Origin of the sequence: Sphingomonas sp. T1 (assembly GCF_902506585.1) — a bacterium.
In the GTDB taxonomy this organism is placed as follows: Bacteria; Pseudomonadota; Alphaproteobacteria; order Sphingomonadales; family Sphingomonadaceae; genus Sphingomonas; species Sphingomonas aerolata.
The window spans coordinates 3080982-3106133 of record NZ_LR733875.1 but is presented as its reverse complement, the minus strand read 5'-3'; the positions used below and the strand labels follow the sequence as shown (position 1 = coordinate 3106133).

Genomic DNA, 25152 nt, shown 5'->3' with positions numbered 1-25152 from the left:
CTTCGGCGCGAAGCCCTTCGCATCGTCGATCTTCGCTGCTTTGCGCAGTACCGCCTGACGCTGGCTGATCCCCGACTGCATCTGCCCGGTCGCGAGCCCGTCAGGCCTCGACGTCGCCCCCGCTCGGGGTCGGGCGCAGCGCCGTGGTCGTCGTCAGGGCAGTCCCACCGCGAGAGCGGGGGCAAGATACTGCATTTGCCCGAGACGATGAGAAAATCTAGAAGGACCGGGCATAGGGATCGCCTCTGACGGAATGTGGCGCCGGCCGGGTTCCGGGCGGCTTGGGAAGTATATCATGGAAACAATTTACGATTGGCTGAGCGTCGCGGTATTTGCGGGCCTGGCGCTGCTCTATCTGCAACGCTCGATGGAGGATGAGCCGGTCGATACGGTGTGGCATTATCTGCCGCCCGCGATCGCCTGTGCGCTGAGCAACTGGCTCGGCAACGAAGGCTATGCGATCCCCGCCGTGCTCGTGCTCGCGGCCAGTGTCGGCTATATCATCTACGTGCTGCGCCCATCCCTGCCCGGGCGCTGATCCGGCCGGCCGGACGCGCCGGCCCCGGCAGCAGCGGTTGATCATGGTAGAACAGGATCTCCATTACCCTAAACCCGCCGCTAACCAGGTTTGAAGAGACCTCCTTTGCATCGGCCGAGTGAAGGATCGGGTGCCAACGGAGAATTTCCAATGCCCCTGATCCACGACGCGCATCGCGCCGTCGCGTCCGCCGCGACGGCCCCGGCCGCTCGCCCGCATGCCCTGAACCGTGTCCTGACGGACTCTCTTTATGATGGTGGCCGACCCGCGCGCGCCGGCGCTGCCCTGCGCGGCATGGTCGGCATCGCAGCGCTGGCGATGCTCGCCGCCTGCGGATCCGCGGTCGAAGCGCCCGAGCAGGCGGGGATCGTCGTCGTCAGATCGGGGGTCGGACCGAGCGAGTCCGCTCTTGCGGTTGCAGCAGCGGCATCGCCTGCAGCGGCGACCGGCGCCGACGCGGGCACACCGGCCACCAGCGATACCGACGATGCGGTCATCCCTCCCGACACGATGCGGGACCCGGATCATATGCAATATGCCAGCCTGGTCGAATAACCGGACTGGCCCTTGGCTTGATTAGACAGGCGGCGCACCGATCGGCGCGCCGCCTGTCCCGGTCGATCAGCGGCCGACCGCGTGATAGGTCAGCCCGGCCTTCTCGACCATGTCGCGCGGATAGATGTTGCGCAGGTCGACGAGCACCGGCGACGCCAGCAGCGACTTGACGCGCTTGAAGTCGAGCGCGCGGAAGATGTCCCATTCGGTCACGATGACAAGCGCCTCGGCGCCCTCCATCGTCTCATAGGGACCGGTGCAATAGGTCACGTCCTTGATGACCGCCTTCGCCTGCTCATGACCCTCGGGATCATAGACGTTGATCGTCGCGCCCGCGTCCTGCAGCGTCTGGATCAGCGCGATCGCCGGGCTGTCGCGCATGTCGTCGGTGTTCGGCTTGAACGTCAGGCCGAGTACCGCGATCGTCTTGCCGCGAACGTCGCCACCGACGGCGGCGATGACCTTGCGGCCCATTGCGCGCTTGCGATTATCGTTCACCGCGACGACCGCCTCGACGATGCGCTGCGGCGCGTCGTGATCCTGCGCGGTCTTGAGCAGCGCGAGCGTGTCCTTGGGGAAGCACGAACCGCCATAGCCGGGGCCTGCGTGCAGGAACTTGGAGCCGATACGGTTGTCCAGGCCGATGCCGCGCGCGACATCCTGCACGTCCGCGCCGACCTTCTCGCACAGATCGGCGATCTCGTTGATGAAGGTGATCTTGGTCGCCAGGAACGCGTTGCCGGCATATTTGGTCAGCTCGGCAGCACGCCGGCTCATCTCGACGAGCGGCGAACGACCAAGGGCGAGCGGACGATAGATCTCGCGCATGACCGCGAGGCCCTTCTCATCGTCGCTGCCGATCACGACGCGGTCGGGACGCTTGAAATCGTCGATCGCGGCGCCTTCGCGCAGGAATTCGGGGTTCGACACGACCGCGAAGTCGGCATCGGGATTGACGCGGCGGATGATCCGCTCGACCTCGTCGCCGGTGCCGACCGGGACCGTGGACTTGTCGACGATCGCGGTGAAGCCGTCGATCGCGCCGCCAATTTCCTCGGCGGCGGCATAGACATAGGACAGGTCGGCATGACCGTCACCGCGCCGCGACGGCGTACCGACGGCGATGAAGACCGCGTCGACACCCTTCACGCTCGCGGCAAGATCGGTACCGAAGCGCAACCGCCCGGCCTCGACGCCGCGCGCCACCAGTGCATCCAGACCCGGCTCGTAGATCGGCATGATGCCGTTTTCGAGCGCCGCGATCTTGCCGGCATCCTTGTCGATGCAGATCACGTCATGTCCGAAATCGGCGAAACATGCACCCGACACCAAACCAACGTAACCCGATCCCACCATCGCTATGCGCATTATAATCCCTCAGACGATGTTGGTCCCTACGATCGTCGTACGGACATTGATATTCGACGGAACTCCTAGAAGATGAACCGCCGGCCATCAATAAGGTGGTTCACCTGATGCGGCGGGCCGGTACGCTGCTCCAGCGATCCGTGCCGATACCGATCAAACGCCGATATCCGAGAGGGTTGGCGGGCCGGCCCGCGCCCGCGGGCGACGCGCCGGCCCCGCCCATTTAGTCCGCGACGATGCGGGCGTCAGGGTAGTTTTCGGGACGAAGCACGCGGTCGGCGACCTCTGTCCAGGTCGAGAAATGCCGCGCGGGCACCTGCCCCGCCAGCGCCAGCGCCTTTTCGGTCGCCGCGATCATCGACGCCGGATCGTTCGACACATAGCCCGCGCGGAACGGGTTCGTCCCGACCGCGAAATCGGGGCAGACCGCGGGGATCTGCAGATATTCATATTGTCCCAATTTCAGACTCGACTCGGCAAGATACTCGACCCCCGGCGCCAGCCGGTAGGGTGCGATGCCGATGCTCGCATGCTTGATATAGGGCAGCGTAGCGCGGAACGGCATTTCCTTGTGGACGAACACGTTGTCGGGCCCCTTGAAGCTCTTCCCGCAGCCGATCACGTGGAAATGCACATCGGGAAACTGCGGCGCGACCGCATGGAAGAAGCTTTCGTCGAACAGCATCGACCCGACCGCGACGGCATTGCGCTGCGCGGTATAGGGCGACGGCCCGACGGTCTCGAAGTCGGCGGGATCGATCCCGAATTCGGCGCGGTACAGGCGATCCTTCGCCCACAGGAAATCCGACACCATCTTGGTCGACCGCAGGCAGACATGGTCGATATGCCGCGCGTTCTTCACCAGATGGCTGCGGACATAGGGATGCGCGCCGACGGTATCGAGCCGGTCGGTGGCGTAATAGATGATCTTGGCGGTCGGGTTGAGCCGCTTGATCCGGTCGAGGAAGATCGCCGCGACGCTCGATTCGATGACGATATAGTCCGCCGCCTGGAACGCGCCGTCGATATCGGCATTGGGCAGTCTGGCGAACAGCGGAAACAGCTTCGCCATCACCGCATCGGCGACCGCATTGTTCGTCGCAAAGGGATGCAGCGGCGTCCGCCAGAGATAGCAATTGACGCCGTCCACCTTGTGCCAGGCATTGGCCTGGTCCCACAGGAACAAGCGCGAATCGCCCTTCTTCTTCGAGATCAGGCTGAACCGGGTCGAGATGAACGACACGTCGCAGCCATCCTGCGCCAGCGCATGCGCGACCTGGTGGATGCTGGCGCGCTTGGGCGTCCGGTAATCCTGAAATGCCGACAGGATGACGACACGGGAACGCTTTGGCTGCGCCGGCGCTGGCTTATCGGACATGCATGACACTCCATCGACTTTGGGCTGGACGGTTGGCCGTAATCAGACAAAGGGGCTGGCAATCTGGATCACGTTGGGAAGCCGATGCACGTTCTTCACGTCGTTCGTCAATTTTATCCGGCCATTGGCGGGCTGGAAGACGCCGTCAGCAATCTCGCGGTCGCGCTCAAGCGGGACTGCGGAATCACGACGTCGGTGGTCACGCTCGACCGCCAGTTTTCGCGTCTCGACGCGACGCTGCCGCCGCGCGACACCTATCAGGGCGTGCCCGTGCAGCGGATCCCGTTCCGCGGCTCGACGCGCTATCCGCTCGCACCCACCGTGCTGCAGCATCTCGGCCAGGCGGACATCGTCCATGTCCATGCGATCGATTCGTTTTTCGACGGCATGGCGCTCACCCGCCCGCTCCACCGCCGGCCGATGGTCGCCTCGACGCATGGCGGCTTCTTCCACACCGATTTCGCCAGCCGGCTGAAGCTCGCCTATTTCGCCAGCGTCACGCGCGCGTCGTCGCTCGCCTATGACCGGATCATCGCCTCGAGCGAAAGCGACGCCGCCCGGTTCAACCAGATCGCCGCGAGCAAGACGGTGACGATCGAGAATGGCGTCAATATCGGCAAGTGGCAGGGTGCAGGGTCGTCGCAGCCGACGCAGACGATGATCTATATCGGTCGCTTTTCCTCGAACAAGAACATCACCGGCCTGATCGACCTCGTCGCCGCGCTCGGCCGGCTTCACAGCGACTGGCGGCTGATCATCGCGGGCGGCCCGGCCGACGTCACGCCTGCACAGATCGAGGAGCATATGCGCCGGACCGGTACCGAACGGGCGGTCACGCTCGTGCCGTCGCCCAGCGACGAGGGTATCAAGGCGTTGATCGGCGAGGCCAGCTATATCGGCTCGGCGTCACGCTATGAAGGCTTCGGGCTGAGCGTGGTCGAAGGCCTGTCCGCTGGCCTGACCCCGATCGTCAGCGACATCCCGCCCTTCCGTCGGCTGGTCCGCTCGTCCGGCAGCGGCATCCTGTTCGACATCGACGATGTCGAGGCTGGTGCGGGCCGGATCGAGGCCGCGCACCGCGATGCGAGCGCTGCCTATGAGTCGAACCGCGCGAACAACATCGCCGCGAGTCTGGCCTATGACTGGCGTAGCGTCGCGCGGCAGTTCGCCGATGTGTATGAAGATGTCCTGCGGAAACGCGGCGTACAGGGCTGAAAACGCCGGGGTGCCGTGGCGCGTATTCCGAGGTGATTGGGTGACGAGAAGCGTATCGTCGCTGAGCATCGATCACCATGCCCATGTCGACTAAGGTGACATCACCGCGAGCGTGCAAGGCCCGTTGCATGGAGCGGGTCTGGCCACGGATCAAGCCTGAGGATCACCGCGGCCCTAGGGCGAAGGCGAAGCGTCATATCCGAGGCGCCTAAGCACTTTGACAGTCCGACGACCGGGATCGTCAGACACAGGCGGGCGCAAGACAGCGACCGCCCATGTGCTTGAGATCAGGCCAGGAAAAACGCCATCAGGACGATCAACGCCCAGAGCGCAACGCTGACCGCGAGGCCGGTGATGAGACCGAGCACGGCCGAGGGGATTTCGGGATAGGATGGGGCCTGGATAGCCGGGCCGGGAAGCGCAGTCATGAACACTCTCCTCAGCGGTCGTTTCAACCGTCTTGTCTCAACATGGGACAGGGGTCATAAATAATCAATACTAATATCTAGACTAGCGCAAAATTAGCTAAGATCCTGAAAATCTTGTGCGTTCAGCGGGTCGGCAAGGCTGGCAAACGCCCCCGAAGCAGGGCTGCACCTCGCAGACCACCACACCAGCGTCAGCGTCGGTTCAGAACGATGAAAGTCCTCGCAGCAGCAGCGTCGCGAGAGCCCAGCATGCGCAGCTCGCCACGACCAGCAGGATAAGCCGCACCGGCGCTGCAAAGCGCTGCGGCGGCGCCAGCGCCGCACCCGCGGCGGGCATGGGCACCACCGCGCTGTCGGGGATCAACGACAGGACTGCAGACTCGCAGATCGTGTGCGTGAAGGCCGACTGGATCTGGTCGTTCGTCAGCAGGGGCTGGAACGCGCAGCCATGCGCCTCGCCGTCGCGCCATGCGATCCGCGCCGTCGCCTGCCCCGCACCGGCCAGGCCGACGCGGATATGGGCGCCGACCGGCAGGACGCTGGCGCTGGAAAAACGGAAACCGCCTTCGGACAGATCCTCGACACGGACGTCGATCGCCCGCGCATCGGCCGCACGGACCGTGCTCGCGCGCGCTATTGCCGCACGACTCGGCTTTCGCCGGCGCTCGGCCACCGGCTCGATCGCCGTCATCTCCGCACGCACGCTAGATGATCCAGGCAAGGACACCAGCGAGCGCCGCGGCGAAGACCGCCACGCCGGCGATGGTCGAACCGGCCCGGATCGCGCGTTCACCCAACGAGGCGGGCTCGACCGGAAGGAGCCAGTTCTCATAATCGATCCGGTCGCCGGCCAACGGGTTGGCGGCACGCGGGTCGACGACCTGAAGCTCGGCCGCGAGCGGGTCTGCGACGGAACGCGCCCCGTCGAACGAATCCGTCGTAGCGCCGGAAAGCGGATCGCCGCCACGAAACGCCGCATGTGGCGATACGGGGTCAGCCAGGTTAGCAAGAGGTGCGTGAAGGGGCATGACGACACCATGCCATACTGGTGGTTAAGAAAGCGTATGTTAAATTGCTGTCGCGGCATTTTTTGTACGTGTTTTACGGTGCACTAGAATGCGTTGCGGTGCACAACGACCCGTACCGTAGACACGAGAATGCCAAAGTCGCGCCACACGGACCAGCCCAGGATATATTCCAGATCGGCCTGAAGGCGCTGCGTCAGATCGTCGCGGCGATGCGTCGCACCCCGGAATCCCCGCACCTGCGCGAGACCGGTGATCCCCGGCTTGAGCGCGTGACGGTGCCAATAGCGTTCATCGACCTCCCAGAACAGCTGCTGCCCCGCCAGCGACCCCAGTGCATGCGGTCGCGGCCCGACGATGCTCATCGATCCGAGCAGCACGTTCAGCAGCTGGGGCAGCTCGTCGACGCTGGTCGCGCGGATCACGCGACCGACGCGCGTGATCCGGTCGTCGGTGCGGGATGCCGAAACGCTGCCGCTGGCGTCCGACTGCTCGACCCGCATCGACCGGAACTTGAACACCTTGAACAGCGCGTTGCCCCGCCCGACGCGATCCTGCCGGAAGAAGACCGGTCCGCGGCTGTCGATCTTGATCGCGGCGGCGGTAATCAGCAGCAGCGGCAGCACGACGATCAGCGCGGGCACCGCAAAGGCCAGATCGAACGTCCGCTTGATCATCCGGTTGCGCGTGCTCAGCGGTCCGACCGCGACAACCAGGGTCGACCGCCCGACGAAAGTGTCGAGCCCGATCGCGCCGACCTGGTCGATTTCGTTCGAAATAATCTCGCCGCGAATGCCCGCCCCCTTCAGGAGCATCGCCCATTCGCGCTCCTTGTCGGGCCGGCAGGCGATCACGACGCGGTCGACACCACGCAATTGGCGAGCGAGTCGATCAAGCATCATCGGATCCTGCATGTTCGGGCGAAGGTTCGCGGCCCGCGTCTCGACGACTTTGCAATGTGCAGGCACCGCGAATTCGACGTCGTCCAAGATCACCAGATCGGTGGTCACGTTGCCGCCAATCGTCAGGCGGACAAACCGATCGATGACCAATCGAAAGACTGCCAGAAGCACGAAGCTGCCGAGCATTCCGATGCTGATGACGCCCCGGGATTCCGCCTGCACCGCCCGAAAATAGTAGGAGATGAACAAAAAGCTTGAAAAGGCTAGTAAAAGCGCCGTCGCCGAGCGCATGATGCCGGCCCGGGCCTTGCGCAGCACGTCGATCGAGTAGGCGCCATTATTGAACGCCGTCAGCACATATATCGGCGCCGTGACGATGACGACGTTCATATGCGACGTAACAGCAAAACGGCCATATTTTGCAAATATACCGAGCTCGAATGCAGCAACCACCGCGAGCAGATCAGCAAACACCAACAGGATATAAAGAGCGATGCGCAGTTGGTGACGATGCGAGGTCGAGCCAATACGATCGAACACTGCACCGCGCGTGCCGGTAACTTTAGTATTTTCCACAGTGCCAGCTCCCTGCCCGCCACAATCTCGACTTATGCTCAGCAGGGCCAAGGCTCTGCCATAGGCGGTTTGAAGAAACCAGAGCCGAGATGCGCGGCTCATCCCATCGGGGCGCCACCCGGTCGGCACGCACCGCGCCGCCTGCGCAACGCGGCCCGCCGCCGCGATGCCACCGCCACCACCTTGCCGTCGTCGCAGCGCCCCCAGCATGCGCGCAGCACCGCCCAGCAGCCCGGTGCAGCTATTCCGGCAATGGACTGAAACCGGTACGACGGGACTCCCCCCTTGGCGCAACATACCCCTCTATAGCGGACAACCGGCGCCGGCGGGCCGTCCCATCCCGGAACATGCCCCCCATCATAAGAAAAACCGCGCCGCTGCCGCCCGCGATCAGCCGCCGCCCGTAGCCGCGACACGCCCCCGAGCGCGGAACCGATCGCCGAGCAAGGATTGATCGCACGCTCTTTCGCGCTAGGGGGCGGCGGGATGAAACGGACGCGCGCGATCCCGCGTTGTACAATCCAGTACATAAAAAGGTTCGAGACAAGCATGCCAGAGGCTTTTCGTGCGGCGCGCGACGCGCTCGCCTTTCTCGAGGCACATCGTCTCGCACCGGTGGCTGAAAACTATACGTTCGCGCTTGCCGTGGTCGCCGATCCCGGATCGGATCTGGCGCGCGCCGTGGCGGCCGAGACGGATGGCGGACTGAGGCTGACCGCACGCGCGCTCGAAACGCTCAGCGAACGCCATCTTGCGATCAAGCGCGACACGACCGCCGAACGCGACAGCGCGGTCACAGCCCGCGCGAACCAGCTCGGCGCGCTGACCACCGATGCGCAGATGCTGACGCGGTCGCTCAGCCACGACGTCAGCGCGATGGCGAGCGAGGCGGAGAACTGGCCCGATGCGACGCTGCTCGTGACCCGGCTGGCCGATGCCGAACGCGAGCTGGCCGAGCTGCGCCGCGACGTCGCCCGGCTCCAGTCCGACCTCGGCTCGCTCGGTACGGCGCGGCACGATCCGATGCGCGACGCAGCCACTGGCGCGCTGACGTCCGAGGGCGCGCGGCCGATCTTCGCACAGCTTGCCGAACAGGCGCGGAGCTATGTCCTCATGATCTTCAGCGTCGCCGATCTGGCCGGGGTCAATCAGCGCTTCGGCCACGCCGTCGGCGACAATGTGCTGAGCGCCTTTGTCGCGAACCTGCGACGGGTGTTTCCCGACGAGGAGATCATCCGCTGGACCGGCAATGAATTCGTCGTCGTCGTGACCGACGTCGCCCTGACGGCAGCCCGCGATTTTGCCGACGAAGCCATCGCCGCGTTCGAAACCCGTCGCCTCAGGCTGCGCGGCAGCGGCGCATGGATCGGCCCGGTCCGCGCGCTCGCGGGACTGGTCGTGGGTCAAGGCGACGACCAGGACGCCGCCCTGAGCCAGGCCCGCGCCGATCTGTACCGTGCCACCGTCGAGGGTTTCGCCCCTGTGGACGGCTGAGCGGGTCGGACCCGACGGCTCGCTCGCTCCGGCCGCGATCATGGATTCGATAAGTATCTGCATTAGGGCGTTTCTATCCCGCGACCCACGCGTTCCAGCGCGATGAGCACGTCGCACCATGGCCGCTACGCCTATCGCCCGATCGTCGACCGCCCGGACTATGACTGGCCCGACGGCCGCCGCCTCGCCATCTATTTCGGGGTGAATTACGAGGTGTTCGATTTCGGCGGCGGGCTGGGTCCGGAACTGGCCCCCGCGCAGACCGACCCGGACGTGATGAACTATGCCTGGCGCGATTATGGCAACCGGGTCGGGGCGTGGCGGTTGTTCGACCTGTTCGATCGGCTGGGCCTGCGCACCACCGCGCTGCTCAACGCCGACGTCCTCGATCGCTGCCCGGGGCTCGCCGAGGCATGCCGGGACCGCGGCGACGAGATCGCGGCGCATGGCGGCACCAACGCGACCGCGCAAGGGTCCCTTGCGCGCTCGCGCGAGACCCAGATGATCGCCGACGTGACCGAGCGGCTGGCGACACTCGGCGTACGTCCCACCGGCTGGCTGGGACCGTGGATATCGGAGAGCGACATCACGCCAGACCTGCTCGCCGAAAATGGCTATCGCTATGTCCTCGACTGGGCGCATGACGACCAGCCGACCCGGCTCGCAACCTCTCATGGCGGGCTGCTCTCCATCCCCTATTCCCAGGAAATCAACGACCTGCCCGCGATCATCGCGCGCAAGCAGGAGGCGGTGACGTTCGCCGCCATGATCCGCGACGGCGTCGAACAGCTGCTGTCCGAATGCGACCGGCGTCCGCTCGTCCTGGGCATCGCGCTCCACCCCTATATCATGGGACAGGCACACCGCGTCCCCGCACTGGCCCGCGTACTGACCGAACTCCGCGCGGCGAACGATCCGCGCATCTGGTGGACCACCGCCGGCGACATCGCCGCGCATGTCGAGGCGAACGGGCTGGCCGCCTGACCCCGCACTCACTCAGGCTTCACGACCGCCGCGCCACAGGCTCTCCTTCAACGGGCCGATCAGGTAGTCGAGCGCGGACCGTTTCCGGAGCGGGACAAGGATCTCGGCGGGCATGCCCGGCGTCAGTGCGCCGGGCCCCTTCAGCGCGACGAGCGTTCGATAGCTTTCCGGCAGCAACGACGCCTCCGCCCGGAAGAAGCGATTGCCGGTCCGCTCCTCGGTAAAGCTGTCCGCCGACACCGTGTCGATCCGGGCGTCGAGCGCGGGCATCGCGCGGTCGTGGAATCCGGTGAAGCGGACCTGCGTCGTCTGGCCGGGGCGCATGTCGTCGGCATCGTCGGGCGAGACCTGCACCTCGATCACCAGCGCCCTGCGATCGGGCACTATTTCCATCAGCGTCTGCCCCGGCGAGACCACGCCGCCGATCGTGTAGATCGTCGGGCCGACGATCGTGCCGGCCACCGGCGCGCGCACCATCGAACGGGCGAGCTGTTCGCGCGCCGCGAGCAATTTGGGCTGCAGTTCGTTCATCCGGACCAGCAGATCGCGCAGGCTCCCCTCCACCTCCTCGATCTGGCGGCGATCGACGCCCGCGGCCGACAGTTCGGCTTCGCCGATCGCATCGCGCGTCTGGAGAATCTGCGCACCCAGCGCGCCATGCTCCCCGTCGAGCGCGGCCTGGGTCCGCTCGAGCGCGCGGATCCGGTTGATCGAGGCAAAGCCCTTGGCCGCGATGACCCGCATCCCCGTCAGCTCGTCGTCGAGCAGCGCGCGTTGCCGGCGGTTCGCCGCGATCTGTTCGCCGAACCCGCCAATCTGTTCGGCATTGGCGTGGGCGCGCCGCATCCACACCGCCTTCTCGGTCTGCGCGGTCCGCAGGCGCGCCGCCAGCAGCAACCGCTGCCCGCGCAGCGCATCCTCCGCCAGCACCCGGTCCGCCGCCGGCAGCGCGCGGAACTCGACCGGCTCGGCCATCACCGCGCGCCGGTCGCGTTCGGCGAGCAGGCGTTCGCGCTGCGCAAACAGCATCATCAGCTCGGCGGTCATCCCGCGTTCAAGCGCGTGCAGGTCCGCCGACGCGATCTCCAGCAGCACCTGCCCGCGGGCGACCTTCTGGCCTTCGACGGCGCGCAATGCCGTGACGATGCCGCCGTCGCGATTCTGCACCGCCTGCCGCTTGCCCGACACGATCACCGCGCCGCGGGCATAGACGCCGGCGTCGAGCGGCATCATCGACGCGCCCCCCAGCAGCCCGATGAAGAACAGCGCCGCGACGCGCAGGCCGCGCCGGATCTCCACCCGCGCCGAATCGTCGATCATGGTCATGACACCGCCCCCTTCAGTCCGACGACATTGCCGCGGCTTCCGCCGGCGCGGCGCGCCAGCTCGGCCAGAACCTCCTCGGCCGGACCTTCGCAGTCGACCGACCCTGCGTTGAGGACGAGCAGCCGATCCGCGGCGGCCAGCACGCTGGTACGATGCGCCGCGATGACGATCGTCGCGCCGCGCTGGCGACTGGTTTCCAGCGCGCGCATCAGCGCCGCCTCGCCCTCCGCGTCCAGCGCGGCATTGGGTTCGTCGAGCAGGAGGATCGGCGGGTCGTCGAACATCGCCCGCGCCAGCGCGATCCGCTGCCGCTGCCCCGCCGACAGCGCCAGGCCGCCGCGCCCGATCGGACAGTCATAGCCACCGGGCAGCGACAGGATCAGCGCGTGGCACCCCGCGACCTTGGCCGCGTCGATCACCCGCCGGTCGAACGAGACCGGGTCCACCGCGTTCGGATCGGCGAACCGGGCGATGTTCTGCGCCACCGTGCCCGTCAGAAAGCCGGGCTCCTGCGGCACATAACCGCGGTACCGCGCGAGCCGCTGCGCATCCCAGAGGATCGAGTCCGCGCCATCGAGCAGCACCTGTCCGGATTCGGCCGCGATACCCCCGGCGAGGATGCGGATCAGCGTCGTCTTGCCCGCCCCCGATGCCCCGACGATGCCCAGCATCTGCCCCGCCTGCAGGTCGAAGCTCACCCCCTTGAGCAGCATCGCCGCGCCATCGGCGCTGCGCGTGGTGATCTTGCGCGCGGTGATCCGGCCGAGCGGCGCCGGCAGGACGGTCGCGGGCGCCGCCGCCGTGTCCGTGTCGAACAGCTGCTTCAGCGATTTCAGTGCCTCGTTCGCGCTCTGCAGGTTCGACCAGCCGCCGATCAGCAGCTCGACCGGCTGCAGCGCGCGGCTGAGCAGCACCGAGGCGGCGATGATCGATCCGACCGAGATCTGCCGCTGGACCGCGAGGATCGCGGCGAGCCCCAGCGCCAGCGACTGGAGGAACAGCCGCATGAACTTGGCGATCGCAGCATAGCGTGCGGTCGCCATCTGCGCCGCGGCCAGCGCCGCCTGCCCGTCGCTGCGTTCGGCGATCTGCCGGTCGACCATCGCGCGGCCCATGCCCAGCGCGCGGACGAGTTCGGCCTGCTGGGCGATATCCTCCTGGACGATCGCCGACCGGGCATTGGCGGTGTGCGCAACGGTCATCAGCCCGCGCGTCCCCCGCTCGGACATCCATGTCAGCACCGCGAGGCACGCGCCCGCAGCGATGATGAACAGCCCCAGCAGCGGATGGATCAGCACCGCGGCCAGAACATAGATCGGCGTCCAGGGCGCATCGAAGATCCCGACCAGCGTCGGCGCGGTGATCACCTGTCGCAGCGTGTCGAACTCGCGCATCGCCTGTGCCGTCGTCGGGTCGCGCTGCCGGGTGTGACCGCGCTCGATCAGCCGCGCCAGGATCGCCCGCGACACGCGCTGGTCGAGCCGCAGCGACACCTTGACCATCAGCCGCGACCGCAGGGCCTCCAGCACCCCGATCGTGGCGATCGCCGCCCCCAGCACCAGCGTCAGGATCACCAGAGTGACGACGCCCCCGGTCGGCACCACCCGGTCATAGACCTGCATCATGTACAGCGTCGGCGCGAGGTACAGGATGTTGACCAGCGCGCTGAACAGCAGAGCGGCCACCACATGCGACCGGCAGTGCCTGACCGCGTCACGTACCGGGAGCGGCAGCCGGTCCTCGAACATCTGCATCATCGATCAGAACCCGAAATCGCTGTGGTCGATCGTCGTCGCGTTCACCCCGGTGAGCGTGATCGTCTGCGTGCCGATCGTGATCACCGTGTTGACGCCGACCTGCGAGATCAGCACCTGCGCCCCGAAATTGGCGGCGGTGATGCCGCAACCCGAAACATCGAGCAGGTCCTGTCCCCCGGCCGCATCGAAGTCGAAATCGACCACCGTGTCATTGCCCTGCCCGGTGGCGAAGACGAACACGTCGTCGCCCGTGCCCCCGGTCAGCCGGTCGCTGCCGGTGCCGCCGACGAGCCGGTCCTGCCCCGCGCCGCCCAGCAGCTGGTCATTGCCCCCCAGCCCCTGCAACAGGTCGTCGCCGTCGAACCCGGACAGGATATTGCCCGCGCTATTGCCCGTCAGTGCGTTCGCGCCGGCATTGCCGTTGCCGTGCACCCCGGAAGTGCCCGTCAGCGTCAGGTTTTCGAGCCCGTCGGCCAGCGTGAAGGTGATGCTGCTGGTGACGAGATCGACGCCGTCCCCGTCGGTCTCGTCGACGCTGTCGCCCAGAGTGTCGACGATGTAGATATCGTCGCCGAGACCGCCTGCCATCACGTCCGCGCCGGTGCCGCCGTCGAGCGTGTCGGCGCCGCCACCGCCGAACAGCTGATCGTTGCCGGCCATCCCGCGCAGCGTATCGGCCCCCTCCATGCCCGACAGGATGTTGACGCCGGCATTGCCCGTCAGGATGTTGGCATCCGCGCTGCCCGTCGCATCGATCGCCGCCACCCCGCTCAGCGTCAGACGCTCGACCCCCGCCCCCAGCGTGAAGGACACGCTGCTGGTGACCGTATCAAGGCCGTCGCCGCCGGTCTCGTCGACCACGTCGCCGATATCGTCGACGATATAGCTGTCGTTGCCGCGCCCGCCGGACATGACGTCCTGGCCCGTGCCGCCGTCGAGCGTATCCGCGCCCGCGCCGCCGGACAGCTGGTCGTTGCCGGCAAAGCCCGACAGCGCGTTGGCGCCGTCATTGCCGGTGATGACGTTGTCGGCGGCATTGCCCCGCCCCGCGGTCGCCCCCGTCCCGCTCAGGGTGAGGCGTTCGACGCCGGCGCCGAGCGTGTAGGTGATGCTGCTGGTGACGGTGTCGATACCGTCGCTGCCGGTTTCGTCGACGACATCGCCGACCGCATCGACGATGTAGAGATCGTCGCCGTCACCGCCCGTCATGATGTCCGAACCGGTACCGCCGTTCAGGATGTCGGCGCCCGCACCCCCGTTCAGCCGGTCGTTGCCCGACAACCCGATCAGCGTGTCGTCGCCGTCGAGACCCGTCAGCGTGTTCGCCGCACCATTGCCCGTCAGGATGTTGGCGGCGGTGTTGCCCGTGCCGCTGGTCGAGCCGCTCCCCGTCAGCGTCAGATTCTCGACGCCCGTGGCCAGCGTGAAGGTCACGCTGCTCTTGACTAGGTCGACGCCGTCGCCGCCGGTCTCGTCGACGACGTCGCCGGCATTGTCGACGGTATAGCTGTCGTCGCCCGTGCCGCCGGACATGGCGTCCGCGCCGGTGCCGCCGTCGAGATCATCGGCCCCGCCGCCACCGATCAGCTGGTCGTTGCCGGCCAGCCCGCGGAGCGTGTCCGCGCCGTCGAGCCCGGAGAGGCGGTTCACCCCGGCATTGCCCGTCAGGACGTTCGCATCGGCATTGCCCGTCGCGTTGATCGCCGCAGTGCCGGTCAGCGTGAGATTGTCCACCCCGGCCGCCAGCGCGAAGCTCACGCTGCTGTTGACTTGGTCGACCCCGTCCCCGCCGGTCTCGTCGACGGCGTCACCGACATTATCGACCGTATAGGTGTCGTTGCCGAGCCCGCCCGCCATCGCGTCCGCACCGGTGCCGCCGTCCAGCCGGTCGTTGCCGCCGCCGCCGGTCAGCCGGTCGTCCCCCGCGAGCCCCGCCAGACTATTGTCCCCGTCATTGCCGGTGACGATGTTCGCGACCGCGTTGCCGGTGGCGTTCAGCGCCGCGTTTCCAGTCAGCGTGACGTTTTCCAGCCCCGTCGCGAGCGTGTAGCCGATGCTGCTGAGGACGGTGTCGGTCCCGTCGCCACCGCTTTCGCTGACGACATCGCCGGTGCTGTCGACGACATAGGTGTCGTCCCCCAGCCCGCCCGCCATGGTGTCGGCGCCCGCTCCCCCATCAAGGAAATCGGCACCGGCGAGCCCCGTCAGCGTGTTGGCGGCATTGTTGCCGGTCAGCACGTTGTTGCCCGCATTGCCGGTACCGCTGATCCCCGCAGAGCCGCCGAGCACCAGATTCTCGACGTTCGCGCCCAGCGTGTAGCTGATGCTGCTGGTCACCGTGTCGGTGCCGCCTTCGCTGCCCTCGACGACCGTGTCGCCACCGTCATCGACGACATAGGTGTCGTCGCCCAGCCCCCCCGCCATCCGGTCGGCTCCGGCACCGCCGTCGAGACTGTCGTTGCCCGCTTCGCCAAACAGCCGGTCGTTCCCGTCCATCCCGAGCAGCGTGTCATCGCCCCCGCGCGCGAAGATCAGGTCGTCGCCAGCCGTGCCGGTGAGCAAATTGGCCTCACCGTCGCCGAGGATCGCGTAATCGGGGATCGCCACCGCCATCGTCGCGTCGGAATAGACCACCGATTCCGGCTGGTTCGTCCCCTGCGTGCTGAACCCGCGATTGTCGGTATAGTTGGTCGCGACGCGCAGCGGCTGGCCGATATCGTCGACCGTGACCTTGTACGTGTCGTCGGTCGCCCCCGCGATATCGACCCACGTCCCTTCGACTTGACGCTGCCACTGCCGCGCAAAGCTCGTCGTGCCGTCATAATCGATGAAGCTGCCCGTCGTGACCTTCAGCACCTGATCGATTTCCGGCTCGACGTTATCGATCTCGAAGCTGCCGGAATGCTGACGGTTGATCTCGGCGACGCTGTCGGCGAACTGGATCCGCTCGACGTTGCGCAGCATGTCGCTGCCCTCGTCCCCGACATTGTCGACGACGCTGACCCGCCCGTCGGGCCGCAGCGTGATCGTGAAGTTGGAGCGGTTGCCGATATAGACCGCGGTATCCAGCCCCGACGCGATCGTCGCCGCACCCGTGGCATAGCCATTGACGGTCTCGCGGTAGACGATCTCGCGGGACGCGACGAGCTGCCCCGGATTGATCGTGCCGTTCACCAGCCGCGCCTGGATCTCGGTCAGCGAATCCGCGCGGAACAGCTCGGCGCCCGACCCGTCCTTGTTTTCGCGCACGCTGATGAAGACGTGCATATAGGCGTCGCCGTCGATGATGTCGTTGCCCGCGCGCCCCTTGATGACGTCCGCACCGCCGCCGCCAATCAGCAGGTCGTCGGTCGTGTCGCCGTCGAGCACCAGCGCGTTGACGTCGCTCTCGTCCCAGGTCTTGAAGCTCAGCAGCTCGCGAAGCCCGGTGATCAGCCGGACGCCGTCCTCGTATAGGTCGTTGCCGAGGATGCGGGGGTTCGTGTCGCCGAGCAGGTCGGGGAAATTGGCGCCCGTGCCGACCAGCCCGAGCGGGATCTGACGGCCGGTGAGCGTGTCGGCATATTTCCAGCCCGACAGCGCCTCGACCAGGTCGTTGCGGTCGCGCAGCGTGAACGCCTGCTGGTTGACCGCGGCGCTCAGCCCGAGATCCGAATTCGCGGCGGTCTGATCGCCCTGGTGGATCGCCCAGTCGAACCCGGCCATGCCGTTGTTGCGCTGGATCCCGGCGCCCTGGACCATGATGTCGTCGCCGGTCTCGCCGTCATAATCGGTGTCGTTCCCGTTACCGTTCATGATGTCGTTGCCGATGATCGGACTGTTGAAGAACAGGTTCGAATTTTCGCCCGTCAGCCCGTCGAAGCCGTCGCCGCCCTCGAGCCAGTCGTCGCCTTCATTGCCCATCAGATTGTCGCTGCCGCTGCCGCCAAGCAGGAAGTCGTTGCCGCGGCCTGCGAACATCTCCTTCGCATCGGTGCCGCCGACCATGAAGTCGTTGCCGCCGCCGCCGAACATGATGTCGAGCCCGGAGCCGCCGCTGACGACGTCGTTGCCCTCGCCGCCGCGCAGGAAATCGTCGCCGAACGGATCCTCGATGATGTCGTCGCCGTCACCGCCATAAACCTGGTCGGACTCCATGCCCGGATTCAGGTAATCGTCGCCGCCATCGCCCCACAGCGTATCGATGCCCTTGTCGCCGTACAGCCGGTCATTGCCCTCGGTCCCGCCGAGCACGACATGCTCGCCGCCGCTATATTTGAGCATCCCGCCATCGCCATAGCCGTCGCCGTCGACGTCAAGGCCGGGCGCGATCCGGACCACCTTGGGATCGATCGCCTGCTGGAATCCGTTCGTCCAGATCGGATCAAACGTGCCCCCGGCCAGATATTCGCCGTCCTCGCCGAGGTTGGTGATCTGCGGCGTCAGCGGATCGAGTTCGAGGATATAATCCGCCGTGTTGAAGATCTGCCCGTCGACATGCGTCGAATGCACGTCGCCCAGGTCGGAATTGCGCATGACGAGATCGGCGAAGCTGCTCTTCTCCAGCTCGTTGAGCATGTTCATGCCCTGGGTGCGGCTGAGATAATAGAACCGGTCGCCGTTCTGCAGGCTTTCGAGCTGGTGCTCGAACACATAGTTGAACGTCGAACCCAGCATCCCGCCGAATTCCATCTTCTCCTCGGCCAGGCCGCCGATCCACAGATCGACCAGGTTCAGCCCGGTTTCGTGGCTATTGACCCCGTCGACGATGCTGGGCGCCCAGTTGCCCTTGCTCTGCAGGAAGTTGAGCCGATCGGCCGGGGCCTGGAGCACATGCTCCTCGACGCCCATCGCGGCATTCGCATGGACGACGATATCCGCGCCGCCCATCACCAGCAGGGTCGCGGCGGCGCGCTTGCCCTCCAGCGTCGTCTCGCCGGTGATCAGCGGATGCGTGCCATAAGCGGCGATGAAATTGACGATCGACAGCGGGTTCTTGATGTTCTGCGCGAAGTCGAACCAGCTCGTATAGGGCTTGAGCTGCGACTCGTTGGTCGAGGCATAGAGCTCCGCACGCACCACGTTGAACGCCGCGACGCCGGCATCGCGGCCGCGCGCGATGTTGAGCGCGGCGAGGTCGAGCGGCAGCCCGACCAGGAAATTGCGCAGCGAATCGGGCACGAACTCGTCGATCTCGCTCCCCTCGACGCGCGTCATCCCGCGGATGATGGCGCCCGCGGCGATCGCCGCATCCTCCTCGCCGGTGACGGGATCCAGACCGGCTTCGCCAAAGGCCTGCGGGTTCAGGAACGCCTCGACCAGGCTCAGCGATTGCGTCGACAGCGTCGGATCGGTGATCTCGATCGTGTCGGTCAGCATCGAATGGCCGAACCGGTACACGGCGTGCGCGAACTCCGCGGTGATCGCAGGGTCGATGTCGGCGGTGTTGCTGAAGACGAATGGATCGACATTGGGCTGGATCCGGCGCGCGAACTCCTCGAACACCAGATGCTGATACTGCATCTCGGTGCTGAAGCGCCCCGCCTGGAACAGCCGCTCGCCATCCCAGTCGAGTGCATCGATCGCCTGCGTCTTCGCTGTCCCGGTCAGCGCCTCGATCGCATCGAGCTCCGCCTGCGTGATCGCGCTGCGCGTGCCGTCCGCGGCGGGGCGCAGCCATTCGTTGACGATAGCAAGGTCACCCGATGCGATGATCGTCAGCTTGTCCGCCTCGACCACGCGATTATGCTCGGAATGGAAGATGGTGTGGACCGCGGTCAGCCCGATATTCTCGTTGCCGCGTCCGTCGCCGGTGATGAAATGCGCGTCGAGCATCTCGTTGTCATAGGTCAGCGGGTTGTTGTCGTCGGCGATCAGGTCACGCGCATCGATCACGCCATCCAGGTTGACGTCGCGCAGGTCGGCGAGCGTGATCTCGCCGTCGCCGTCCGCATCGACGATCCGCGCCGCGCCCGCGACCAGATCGGCCTCGTCCGACACGCCGTCGCCATTATAGTCGAGCATGTCGGTATCGGCGGTCTGCCGCACCGCGGGCGTCGCCGGATTATGGTCGAGGTCGACCAACACCGGCTCGGCATGATGCGCGATGTCGTTCAGGAACGCATGGCCGGTGAAGTACGCGTTCGCCGGCACCGCCACGCCCTCGGCCGTCCCCTCGAGCAGCGTGCCGTCCTTCAGCATGATCTGCGCATAGCCGTTCGCGCCGGGGATGAACCGGCCGTACGCGTCGGTCAGCAGCAGCGGCACGTTGAGCACGTCATAATCGTCGAGCCGGATGCCGAGCATCGTCAGCGCCTGCGCCTTCGTATCGGCCCAGGTCGCGATGCCGCCGATCGCGCCGTCCAGCAGCCGCCCGGTCGAAATCGCATGCGAATCCTTCACCCCGTCGCCGTCCGAATCGACCGAGAACTCATACTCGCGCAGGAACACCTGGTGCGACGCATGCGACGTATAGGTCTGGTTCTGGTCGATGAACGGCGTCGTGGTGTTGACCGTCTCGGTCCCGCCGACGACTTGGTTGCCGTTGGCGTCATACTGGGTCGATCGGGTGAGCGGCATGAAATTGGGGCCGCCGGGCTTATAGAGCGGATCGTCGGGCTGCAGCGGGATCAGCACCGTGCCGTTGCCGCCCTTGGTGATCAGGTCGAGACCATGATCGAAGAACTGGCCGAAGAACGTCATCCACGCATTGAACGACGGCGACAGGCCGATGTCGGGCGAGATGTTGGGGATCGACGCCAGTTCCTCGTTGGTCGGGATATAGCCATCGGGCGGCGCGGCGCCGCCATGCGCGTCGGCATAGGCCGCCTGCGCATGCGCGTTGACGTACCAGGCGGCGATCGCCGCGGGATTGGTGTTGGTCATGTCGACGATCAGGTTGCTGATCAGCCGCGGGTCGGCATCGACCACGCTGCCCGGCGTGCCGTAATTCGTGTTGGTCAGGACCGGCCCGCCGGGCCCGGTGCCGAACGTCGCGCCGTCGTTCAGATTGCGGAACACCGGCGTCGTCAGCCGCGGCAGCAGCTGATCCGCCGCGCCCAGCACCGCATTGCCCGGCAGCAAGTTGTTGTAGCTGCCATCGACGGTCCGCAGACCATAGGGGATTAATTGCGCCTGGGGGCCCAGGATATCCGCGAGCGACTCGCCAGCGGCATTGCGCTCGCTGATCCTGATCTGCGCCAGGATGAAGTTCAGATCTCCCAGATCGACGGTAAAGTCACCAGACATGATGCAATTTCCCCTCTGAATGACGAAACGCGAAACGTCTCGAGCGATCGTGATCGGGTCGTGATCGAAGACCGGCACACGTCGTGACGCCAACCTTCCATTCTTCGTTCGGCGGGATAAGGCCCATGAAGGACCTACGCCGGCCCCTGGCAGCCTAGGCCCTGTCCTAGGCCGAACGGCCGGGTTCGCGGGCGTTCCGCCTGGCGATGGACCCGAACACGCTTCGGATCCCGGTCTGTGCGAGGTCGAGCGGGGCCATGCGCGGCGCTACCCCGCCGCCAGTGAGGGGGGGCTCGTTCCGGCGGCGGGGTCCCGATCCGGCGAGCGAGTCAGCCGGTCGAGACGATACTGGACACTAGAGCCGCCGGGTCAGCCCCGGCGGCGTGCCAGATGACGGATCATGTCCTCGAGCGCGACCGAGGGCTGGTCGTGCATCGCATAGCCCGCGACACGCGTGTCGGGCGCGAGGACATAGATGAGCGAGGAATGGTTGATGCTGTGCCCCATCTCGCCGGGCCTTGGCGGGATGTGCTCGCGCGCGACGTTGAACGCCTGCGTCGCCGCGTTCAGCTGCGCGCGCGTGCCGGTCGCCACGACCAGCCGCCCGTCGAACTTCTTGGCCAGCGCGCGCATCGCCGCGATGCGATCGAGCTCGCCATGGCCGTGATGCGGCGGCGCCTGCAGCGCCATAGCCGCCGCCGCACCCGGCCGGCGGAATCGCACCACGCCGAGCGGCGGCACGTCGATGTCGACGAACAGCGCACGCGCCGCGATCCCCGACTGGCGCAGCCGTTCCGCCGTCTGCACCATGCGCGGAATGGCCATCGGGCAGCTCGCGCGGCAGCGGCTGTAACCGAAGAACAGCAGCGTCCAGCGATCGCGAAAGTCCGAAGGCCCGATCGGGCGGCCTGCGACATCGGAAAAGTCGAACGCTCCGCCCAACTGCGTGGGCGTTGCCACATGCGTCGCATGGCCGGGACGCGCGGACGGGGAGGCGGACGGGGGGGCGGATCGGGTCGGGAATGTGGTCATGATACGACAATCTGCGTCTTGGCCACGCCGCGGCCATTGTCCTGGACGCGGCGGGTGATCCAGTGGAGATATTCGATCGTTGCGTTGATCGCGCCGCGCTGAGTCGCGGTGATCAGGAAATCGAGCCGAGCGGCGCTGGTCAGCTCGATCGGCGTGCCCGCGGGAAAGACGATCGGCGCATTCCAGTTTTCCTTGCCCAGCCGGTGCCCGTCGCACGACACGCAGGTCACCGGCACCTGGAACGTCACCCGAAGGATCGAGTAGCTCGCGTTGAGCAGCCGGATCAGGATCGTGTCGCCGACCCGCGCCTTCGCCGCAACCTTCTGATCGGTCATCGTCTTGGTCGGGAACACACCGTTGATCAGGAAATATTTGGGCTCGAACCGGTTCAACCCGACATTCTCCCCGCACATGCCCGCATCATGGTTGTTGCTCAGCACATTGTGCCAGCGCGCATCCATGTCGTCGCACACCCAGAGCCGCTCGACCTGATAGCGCTGGTGCGGCGCATTCGCCATCGGCGACGAATAGAGATAGCCGGGCCCCTCCGGCGGATCGACGATCAGCCCGCCGAACATCCCCATCTCGAAATGCAGCGGCGTGTTGCGGTGGCAGTGATAGAAGAAGGTGCCCGGGCTCGACGCTTTCCACTGATAGGTGAACTGGTTCGCCACCTCGAACGACACATGGCCGACGCCGTCATGCATCGTCGTCGGCTCGATGCCGTGATGGTGGATCGTGTGCGCATGCTTGGCGGTGAGCAAAGTGACATGCACGATCTGCCCCTGCCGCACGCGCATCAGCGGCGAGGGATAGGGCGATTTGACGCCGCTCGCCGGATCCTCGAACGCCCAGTAGCGCAGCCGTACCCCGTCGGGCGCGACCAGGGTGCCGCTGGTCGTCACCTGCCGGACGAAGCTGATGTCGGGCGTCAGCCGGTCGGGCGTCGGCAGGCTCGCCTTGAAGACGTTGCACCCGAACGTCTGGAAATTGGTGACGCCCTGTGCCGCGGTCTTGGTCCAGTCGATCCCCGACGGACTGATACTCTCATCGCCCATGGTCATTCCCCATCGTCTCGACCGGATCAGAAGGCGTAGATCGGGCTGGTCATCGTCCAGTGCGTGACCAGTCCCTGCGGATAATTGCCCCCGCCCGCGGTCTGCGACATCTCGGTGTGGCAGTGCATCACGTACTTCAGCGGGAACGGCTCCTCCCTCGGCGGCCAGACCGGCACGTCGGGCGGTCGCTCGAACGGCAGGATCATGTCCTTGCGGTCCATCGGCCGCATGACCCACACGTCGCGTTCGTAGACGTTGGTCTCGCAATAGGGGACGCCGCTCGCGTCCGCCTCGGTACACTCGAACAGGTGATTGCCGTGGATGTGCGCCGAATGCGTGCACAGCCCGGCATTCATCACCCGCAGCAAGGTCGGCTGGCCCTGCTTCCCGACCGGCTCGATCGCCTGCGCGGCCGCCCGGTCGACGCTGGCCGTGGTGTCGTGGACCGCGGTATCGAACCCGCTCAGGCCGTTGATGTGGAAATAATCGGGCAGGAACGCATCGATCAGCGCCTGGCCCGATATCCGATACCCCGCCGCCACGCGCGCGTTGATCGCCGAATCGGTCTGCGAGAACAGCCACAGCTTGTCGCGGGCCGGATCCCCCGCCTTCCACCCCTCGCCGGGAAAGCGCGGGTGCCGCCCGAACGCATCGAACACCGCGGCGATCTGCGGCGTGTGCATCGCGCGGCTGAACGGCGTCGCCGAGCCCGCAACCGTCGTGCCCAGCGCAGGGTCGACGATGAAGGCGCCGTGCAGCCCGAGGATGCGGTTGAGCGGCGGCTCATACGGATCATGATAGAGATAGGAGCCGCCGACCGGCGCGACGAAGTCCGGCACCTGCCGCGTCTGGCCGGGGGGGATTTCGGGCACGGTCGCCTGCGGGATGCCGGTGATCGCAAAGCCGTGCGGGACGAGGTCGTTGTTCGTGACGCTGATCGAGACGGGTTCGCCCTCGCGGTACCGCAGCACCGGCTGCGGCTGGCCGTTTTCGTGGAAATAGAACACCATGTAGACGATCTTGCCGTCGATCATCTCCTTCTCGACCGGCTCGATGACCAGCCGGAGCGACTGCGCAAGATCGGACGACCCCGACAGCGACATCGGCGTCGGCGCCGGGCTGCTGAGCGGCGTGTCGGTCGGCGTGATCATCTGCTGCGCCGTCGCGGCGAGCGCCACCGTCGTTGCGCCGGCCCCAATCTTCAGAAAGTCCCGGCGCTCCATCGACTATCCCCATGACGTTCGCGCAGCGCAATATCTGCCCGATTTCCCGGTATTTAGGTGCCAGACGCTGCTGCAGGATCAAGTAGGCCGCTCGGTCTAAGACCATGGACGATGCAGGGCCCGGGCGGGTCGCCGCGCGGCATGGTTGCAGGCCGGGTCAATAGGCCTGCGCATGCACCGACGCCACCGCACCGGTTCGGTTGTGCACCCCGAGCGCCTTGAACAGCCCCGACAGATGCACCTTGATCGTCCCCTCGGCGAGGTTGAGTGCATGCGCGATCTCCTTGTTCGACGCCCCCCCGACGAGCAGTTGCAGCACCTGTTGCTGCCGCCGGGTGAGCGCGCCCTCGGCCCGCACCGAGTCCGGTTCGGGCGCCGACAGGTCGCCGACCATGTCGGGCAGGTAGATATGGCCCGCGGCGACCATCCGCACCGCCTTGGCGATCTCGTCCATCGGCATGGATTCGAGGATATAGGCGTGCGCGCCCGCGCTGATCAGCGACAGGATCTTCATCCGCTCGCGCGTCTGCCCGACGACGATGATCCGAAGGTGCGGGTAGGACAGGCGCAGCCGGCGCATCATCCCGTGACCCTGGCCGTTCAGAACATCGGTATTGATGACGGCGAGCTTGGTGCAGTGCGCCCTCACGAGATGCGCCTGGACGCTGCTCCAGTTCGATGTCGTCAGAACCGTATCGGCTAGATGCTGCTGGCTGAGAATGCTCGATATGGCGTAGCGTAATATTTCGGCATTGCTTGCGACAATAGCGTTGGATCTATCCAATTCATCATTGCGAATGATCTGCTCATTCATGACGCCCCTCCATTGGATGTTTTTGTAATATTACGCGATAATCTTACCAAAGCTGCCTAGACCATTGGCCGAGGCTGCGACCACGCCGGCTCTTAGGCAAGTCCGTACGGATACGGACCCCAGACAGTCTGTTCAGGCTTGGCACACCATGACCACCACACCGGCTTTGCTTCAATTTGAGACGGTTGCACTGCACGAAGACCCCGGCCGGTGTCTGGAAACCCCTATGCGGAAAGCGTAGCATTTTGGTTC

18 protein-coding genes are annotated in these 25152 nt (G+C 66.1%); 5 read left to right on the top strand and 13 right to left on the bottom strand.

Annotation, left to right across the window (positions count from 1 at the left end; translation table 11 throughout):
- The first annotated feature begins 295 nt into the window (after positions 1 to 295).
- Complete coding sequence (locus GV027_RS14155; protein ID WP_031396237.1) at positions 296 to 538, top strand: XrtV sorting system accessory protein; 243 nt, start codon at positions 296 to 298, stop codon at positions 536 to 538.
- Positions 539 to 688: 150 nt separating this feature from the next.
- Positions 689 to 1093 carry a hypothetical protein gene (locus tag GV027_RS14150; RefSeq protein WP_159512270.1) on the top strand — a complete coding sequence of 135 codons (405 nt, stop codon included), beginning with the start codon at positions 689 to 691 and terminating at the stop codon, positions 1091 to 1093.
- Positions 1094 to 1159: 66 nt separating this feature from the next.
- Here the strand turns inward: GV027_RS14150 and GV027_RS14145 are convergent, their stop codons facing one another.
- Together GV027_RS14145 and GV027_RS14140 are read right to left on the bottom strand one after the other, a co-directional pair.
- Positions 1160 to 2461 (bottom strand): UDP-glucose dehydrogenase family protein, encoded by a 1302-nt coding sequence (locus tag GV027_RS14145; protein WP_159512269.1) that lies wholly within the window; start codon positions 2459 to 2461, stop codon positions 1160 to 1162.
- Positions 2462 to 2684: 223 nt separating this feature from the next.
- Entirely contained in the window at positions 2685 to 3839 is a 1155-nt protein-coding gene (locus GV027_RS14140; protein ID WP_159512268.1) for a GumK N-terminal domain-containing glycosyltransferase, read from the bottom strand.
- 84 nt (positions 3840 to 3923) lie between these two features.
- Here GV027_RS14140 and GV027_RS14135 point away from each other — a divergent pair, with 84 nt between their 5' ends.
- The gene (locus GV027_RS14135) at positions 3924 to 5054 is read left to right on the top strand and encodes a glycosyltransferase family 4 protein (RefSeq protein ID WP_159512267.1); all 1131 of its coding nucleotides are present in this window, start codon (positions 3924 to 3926) and stop codon (positions 5052 to 5054) included.
- A gap of 287 nt (positions 5055 to 5341) precedes the next feature.
- Here GV027_RS14135 and GV027_RS14130 read toward each other — a convergent pair whose 3' ends face one another.
- From GV027_RS14130 to GV027_RS14115, 4 genes are all read right to left on the bottom strand, one after another.
- On the bottom strand, positions 5342 to 5482 hold the full coding sequence (locus tag GV027_RS14130; protein WP_156360375.1) for a hypothetical protein: 141 nt from the start codon (positions 5480 to 5482) through the stop codon (positions 5342 to 5344).
- A 202-nt stretch (positions 5483 to 5684) separates the two neighbouring features.
- On the bottom strand, positions 5685 to 6185 hold the full coding sequence (locus GV027_RS14125) for a PilZ domain-containing protein (RefSeq protein WP_166746302.1): 501 nt from the start codon (positions 6183 to 6185) through the stop codon (positions 5685 to 5687).
- A 1-nt stretch (position 6186) separates the two neighbouring features.
- Complete coding sequence (locus GV027_RS14120; RefSeq protein WP_031394409.1) at positions 6187 to 6510, bottom strand: hypothetical protein; 324 nt, start codon at positions 6508 to 6510, stop codon at positions 6187 to 6189.
- A gap of 83 nt (positions 6511 to 6593) precedes the next feature.
- Complete coding sequence (locus GV027_RS14115; protein ID WP_236559233.1) at positions 6594 to 8114, bottom strand: exopolysaccharide biosynthesis polyprenyl glycosylphosphotransferase; 1521 nt, start codon at positions 8112 to 8114, stop codon at positions 6594 to 6596.
- Between the two features lie 420 nt (positions 8115 to 8534).
- On the opposite strand from GV027_RS14115, the gene GV027_RS14110 reads away from it, so the two are divergent.
- On the top strand, positions 8535 to 9479 hold the full coding sequence (locus tag GV027_RS14110) for a GGDEF domain-containing protein (protein WP_159512265.1): 945 nt from the start codon (positions 8535 to 8537) through the stop codon (positions 9477 to 9479).
- Positions 9480 to 9581: 102 nt separating this feature from the next.
- Positions 9582 to 10463 (top strand): polysaccharide deacetylase family protein, encoded by an 882-nt coding sequence (locus GV027_RS14105; protein WP_159512264.1) that lies wholly within the window; start codon positions 9582 to 9584, stop codon positions 10461 to 10463.
- A gap of 12 nt (positions 10464 to 10475) precedes the next feature.
- Here the strand turns inward: GV027_RS14105 and GV027_RS14100 are convergent, their stop codons facing one another.
- The 7 genes from GV027_RS14100 to GV027_RS14070 all read right to left on the bottom strand — a co-directional run bounded on the left by GV027_RS14100 (position 10476) and on the right by GV027_RS14070 (position 24900).
- Positions 10476 to 11789 carry an HlyD family type I secretion periplasmic adaptor subunit gene (locus GV027_RS14100; RefSeq protein ID WP_159512263.1) on the bottom strand — a complete coding sequence of 438 codons (1314 nt, stop codon included), beginning with the start codon at positions 11787 to 11789 and terminating at the stop codon, positions 10476 to 10478.
- Positions 11786 to 13546, bottom strand: coding sequence for a type I secretion system permease/ATPase (locus GV027_RS14095; RefSeq protein ID WP_159512262.1), 1761 nt, complete (start codon positions 13544 to 13546; stop codon positions 11786 to 11788). The genes GV027_RS14100 and GV027_RS14095 overlap by 4 nt, the downstream gene beginning before the upstream one ends.
- A 3-nt stretch (positions 13547 to 13549) precedes the next feature.
- Positions 13550 to 20773: a peroxidase family protein gene (locus GV027_RS14090; RefSeq protein WP_159512261.1), complete on the bottom strand. Its 7224-nt coding sequence runs from the start codon at positions 20771 to 20773 to the stop codon at positions 13550 to 13552.
- Between the two features lie 369 nt (positions 20774 to 21142).
- On the bottom strand, positions 21143 to 21733 hold the full coding sequence (locus GV027_RS14085) for an SCO family protein (RefSeq protein WP_159512260.1): 591 nt from the start codon (positions 21731 to 21733) through the stop codon (positions 21143 to 21145).
- A gap of 68 nt (positions 21734 to 21801) precedes the next feature.
- Positions 21802 to 22863 (bottom strand): multicopper oxidase domain-containing protein, encoded by a 1062-nt coding sequence (locus GV027_RS14080; RefSeq protein ID WP_236559232.1) that lies wholly within the window; start codon positions 22861 to 22863, stop codon positions 21802 to 21804.
- 26 nt (positions 22864 to 22889) lie between these two features.
- On the bottom strand, positions 22890 to 24086 hold the full coding sequence (locus GV027_RS14075) for a multicopper oxidase domain-containing protein (RefSeq protein WP_159512258.1): 1197 nt from the start codon (positions 24084 to 24086) through the stop codon (positions 22890 to 22892).
- A 157-nt stretch (positions 24087 to 24243) separates the two neighbouring features.
- Positions 24244 to 24900, bottom strand: coding sequence for a response regulator transcription factor (locus GV027_RS14070; RefSeq protein ID WP_159512257.1), 657 nt, complete (start codon positions 24898 to 24900; stop codon positions 24244 to 24246).
- Positions 24901 to 25152: the final 252 nt, after the last annotated feature.

Coding starts and splice junctions, on each gene's coding strand:
- GV027_RS14070 (WP_159512257.1), bottom strand. CDS start 24,900: ATGAATGAGCAGATCATTCGCAATGATGAATTGGATAGATCCAACGCT.
- GV027_RS14105 (WP_159512264.1), top strand. CDS start 9,582: ATGAGCACGTCGCACCATGGCCGCTACGCCTATCGCCCGATCGTCGAC.
- GV027_RS14095 (WP_159512262.1), bottom strand. CDS start 13,546: ATGATGCAGATGTTCGAGGACCGGCTGCCGCTCCCGGTACGTGACGCG.
- GV027_RS14120 (WP_031394409.1), bottom strand. CDS start 6,510: ATGCCCCTTCACGCACCTCTTGCTAACCTGGCTGACCCCGTATCGCCA.
- GV027_RS14110 (WP_159512265.1), top strand. CDS start 8,535: ATGCCAGAGGCTTTTCGTGCGGCGCGCGACGCGCTCGCCTTTCTCGAG.
- GV027_RS14135 (WP_159512267.1), top strand. CDS start 3,924: ATGCACGTTCTTCACGTCGTTCGTCAATTTTATCCGGCCATTGGCGGG.
- GV027_RS14090 (WP_159512261.1), bottom strand. CDS start 20,773: ATGTCTGGTGACTTTACCGTCGATCTGGGAGATCTGAACTTCATCCTG.
- GV027_RS14155 (WP_031396237.1), top strand. CDS start 296: ATGGAAACAATTTACGATTGGCTGAGCGTCGCGGTATTTGCGGGCCTG.
- GV027_RS14130 (WP_156360375.1), bottom strand. CDS start 5,482: ATGACTGCGCTTCCCGGCCCGGCTATCCAGGCCCCATCCTATCCCGAA.
- GV027_RS14140 (WP_159512268.1), bottom strand. CDS start 3,839: ATGTCCGATAAGCCAGCGCCGGCGCAGCCAAAGCGTTCCCGTGTCGTC.
- GV027_RS14075 (WP_159512258.1), bottom strand. CDS start 24,086: ATGGAGCGCCGGGACTTTCTGAAGATTGGGGCCGGCGCAACGACGGTG.
- GV027_RS14150 (WP_159512270.1), top strand. CDS start 689: ATGCCCCTGATCCACGACGCGCATCGCGCCGTCGCGTCCGCCGCGACG.
- GV027_RS14080 (WP_236559232.1), bottom strand. CDS start 22,863: ATGGGCGATGAGAGTATCAGTCCGTCGGGGATCGACTGGACCAAGACC.
- GV027_RS14100 (WP_159512263.1), bottom strand. CDS start 11,789: ATGACCATGATCGACGATTCGGCGCGGGTGGAGATCCGGCGCGGCCTG.
- GV027_RS14145 (WP_159512269.1), bottom strand. CDS start 2,461: ATGCGCATAGCGATGGTGGGATCGGGTTACGTTGGTTTGGTGTCGGGT.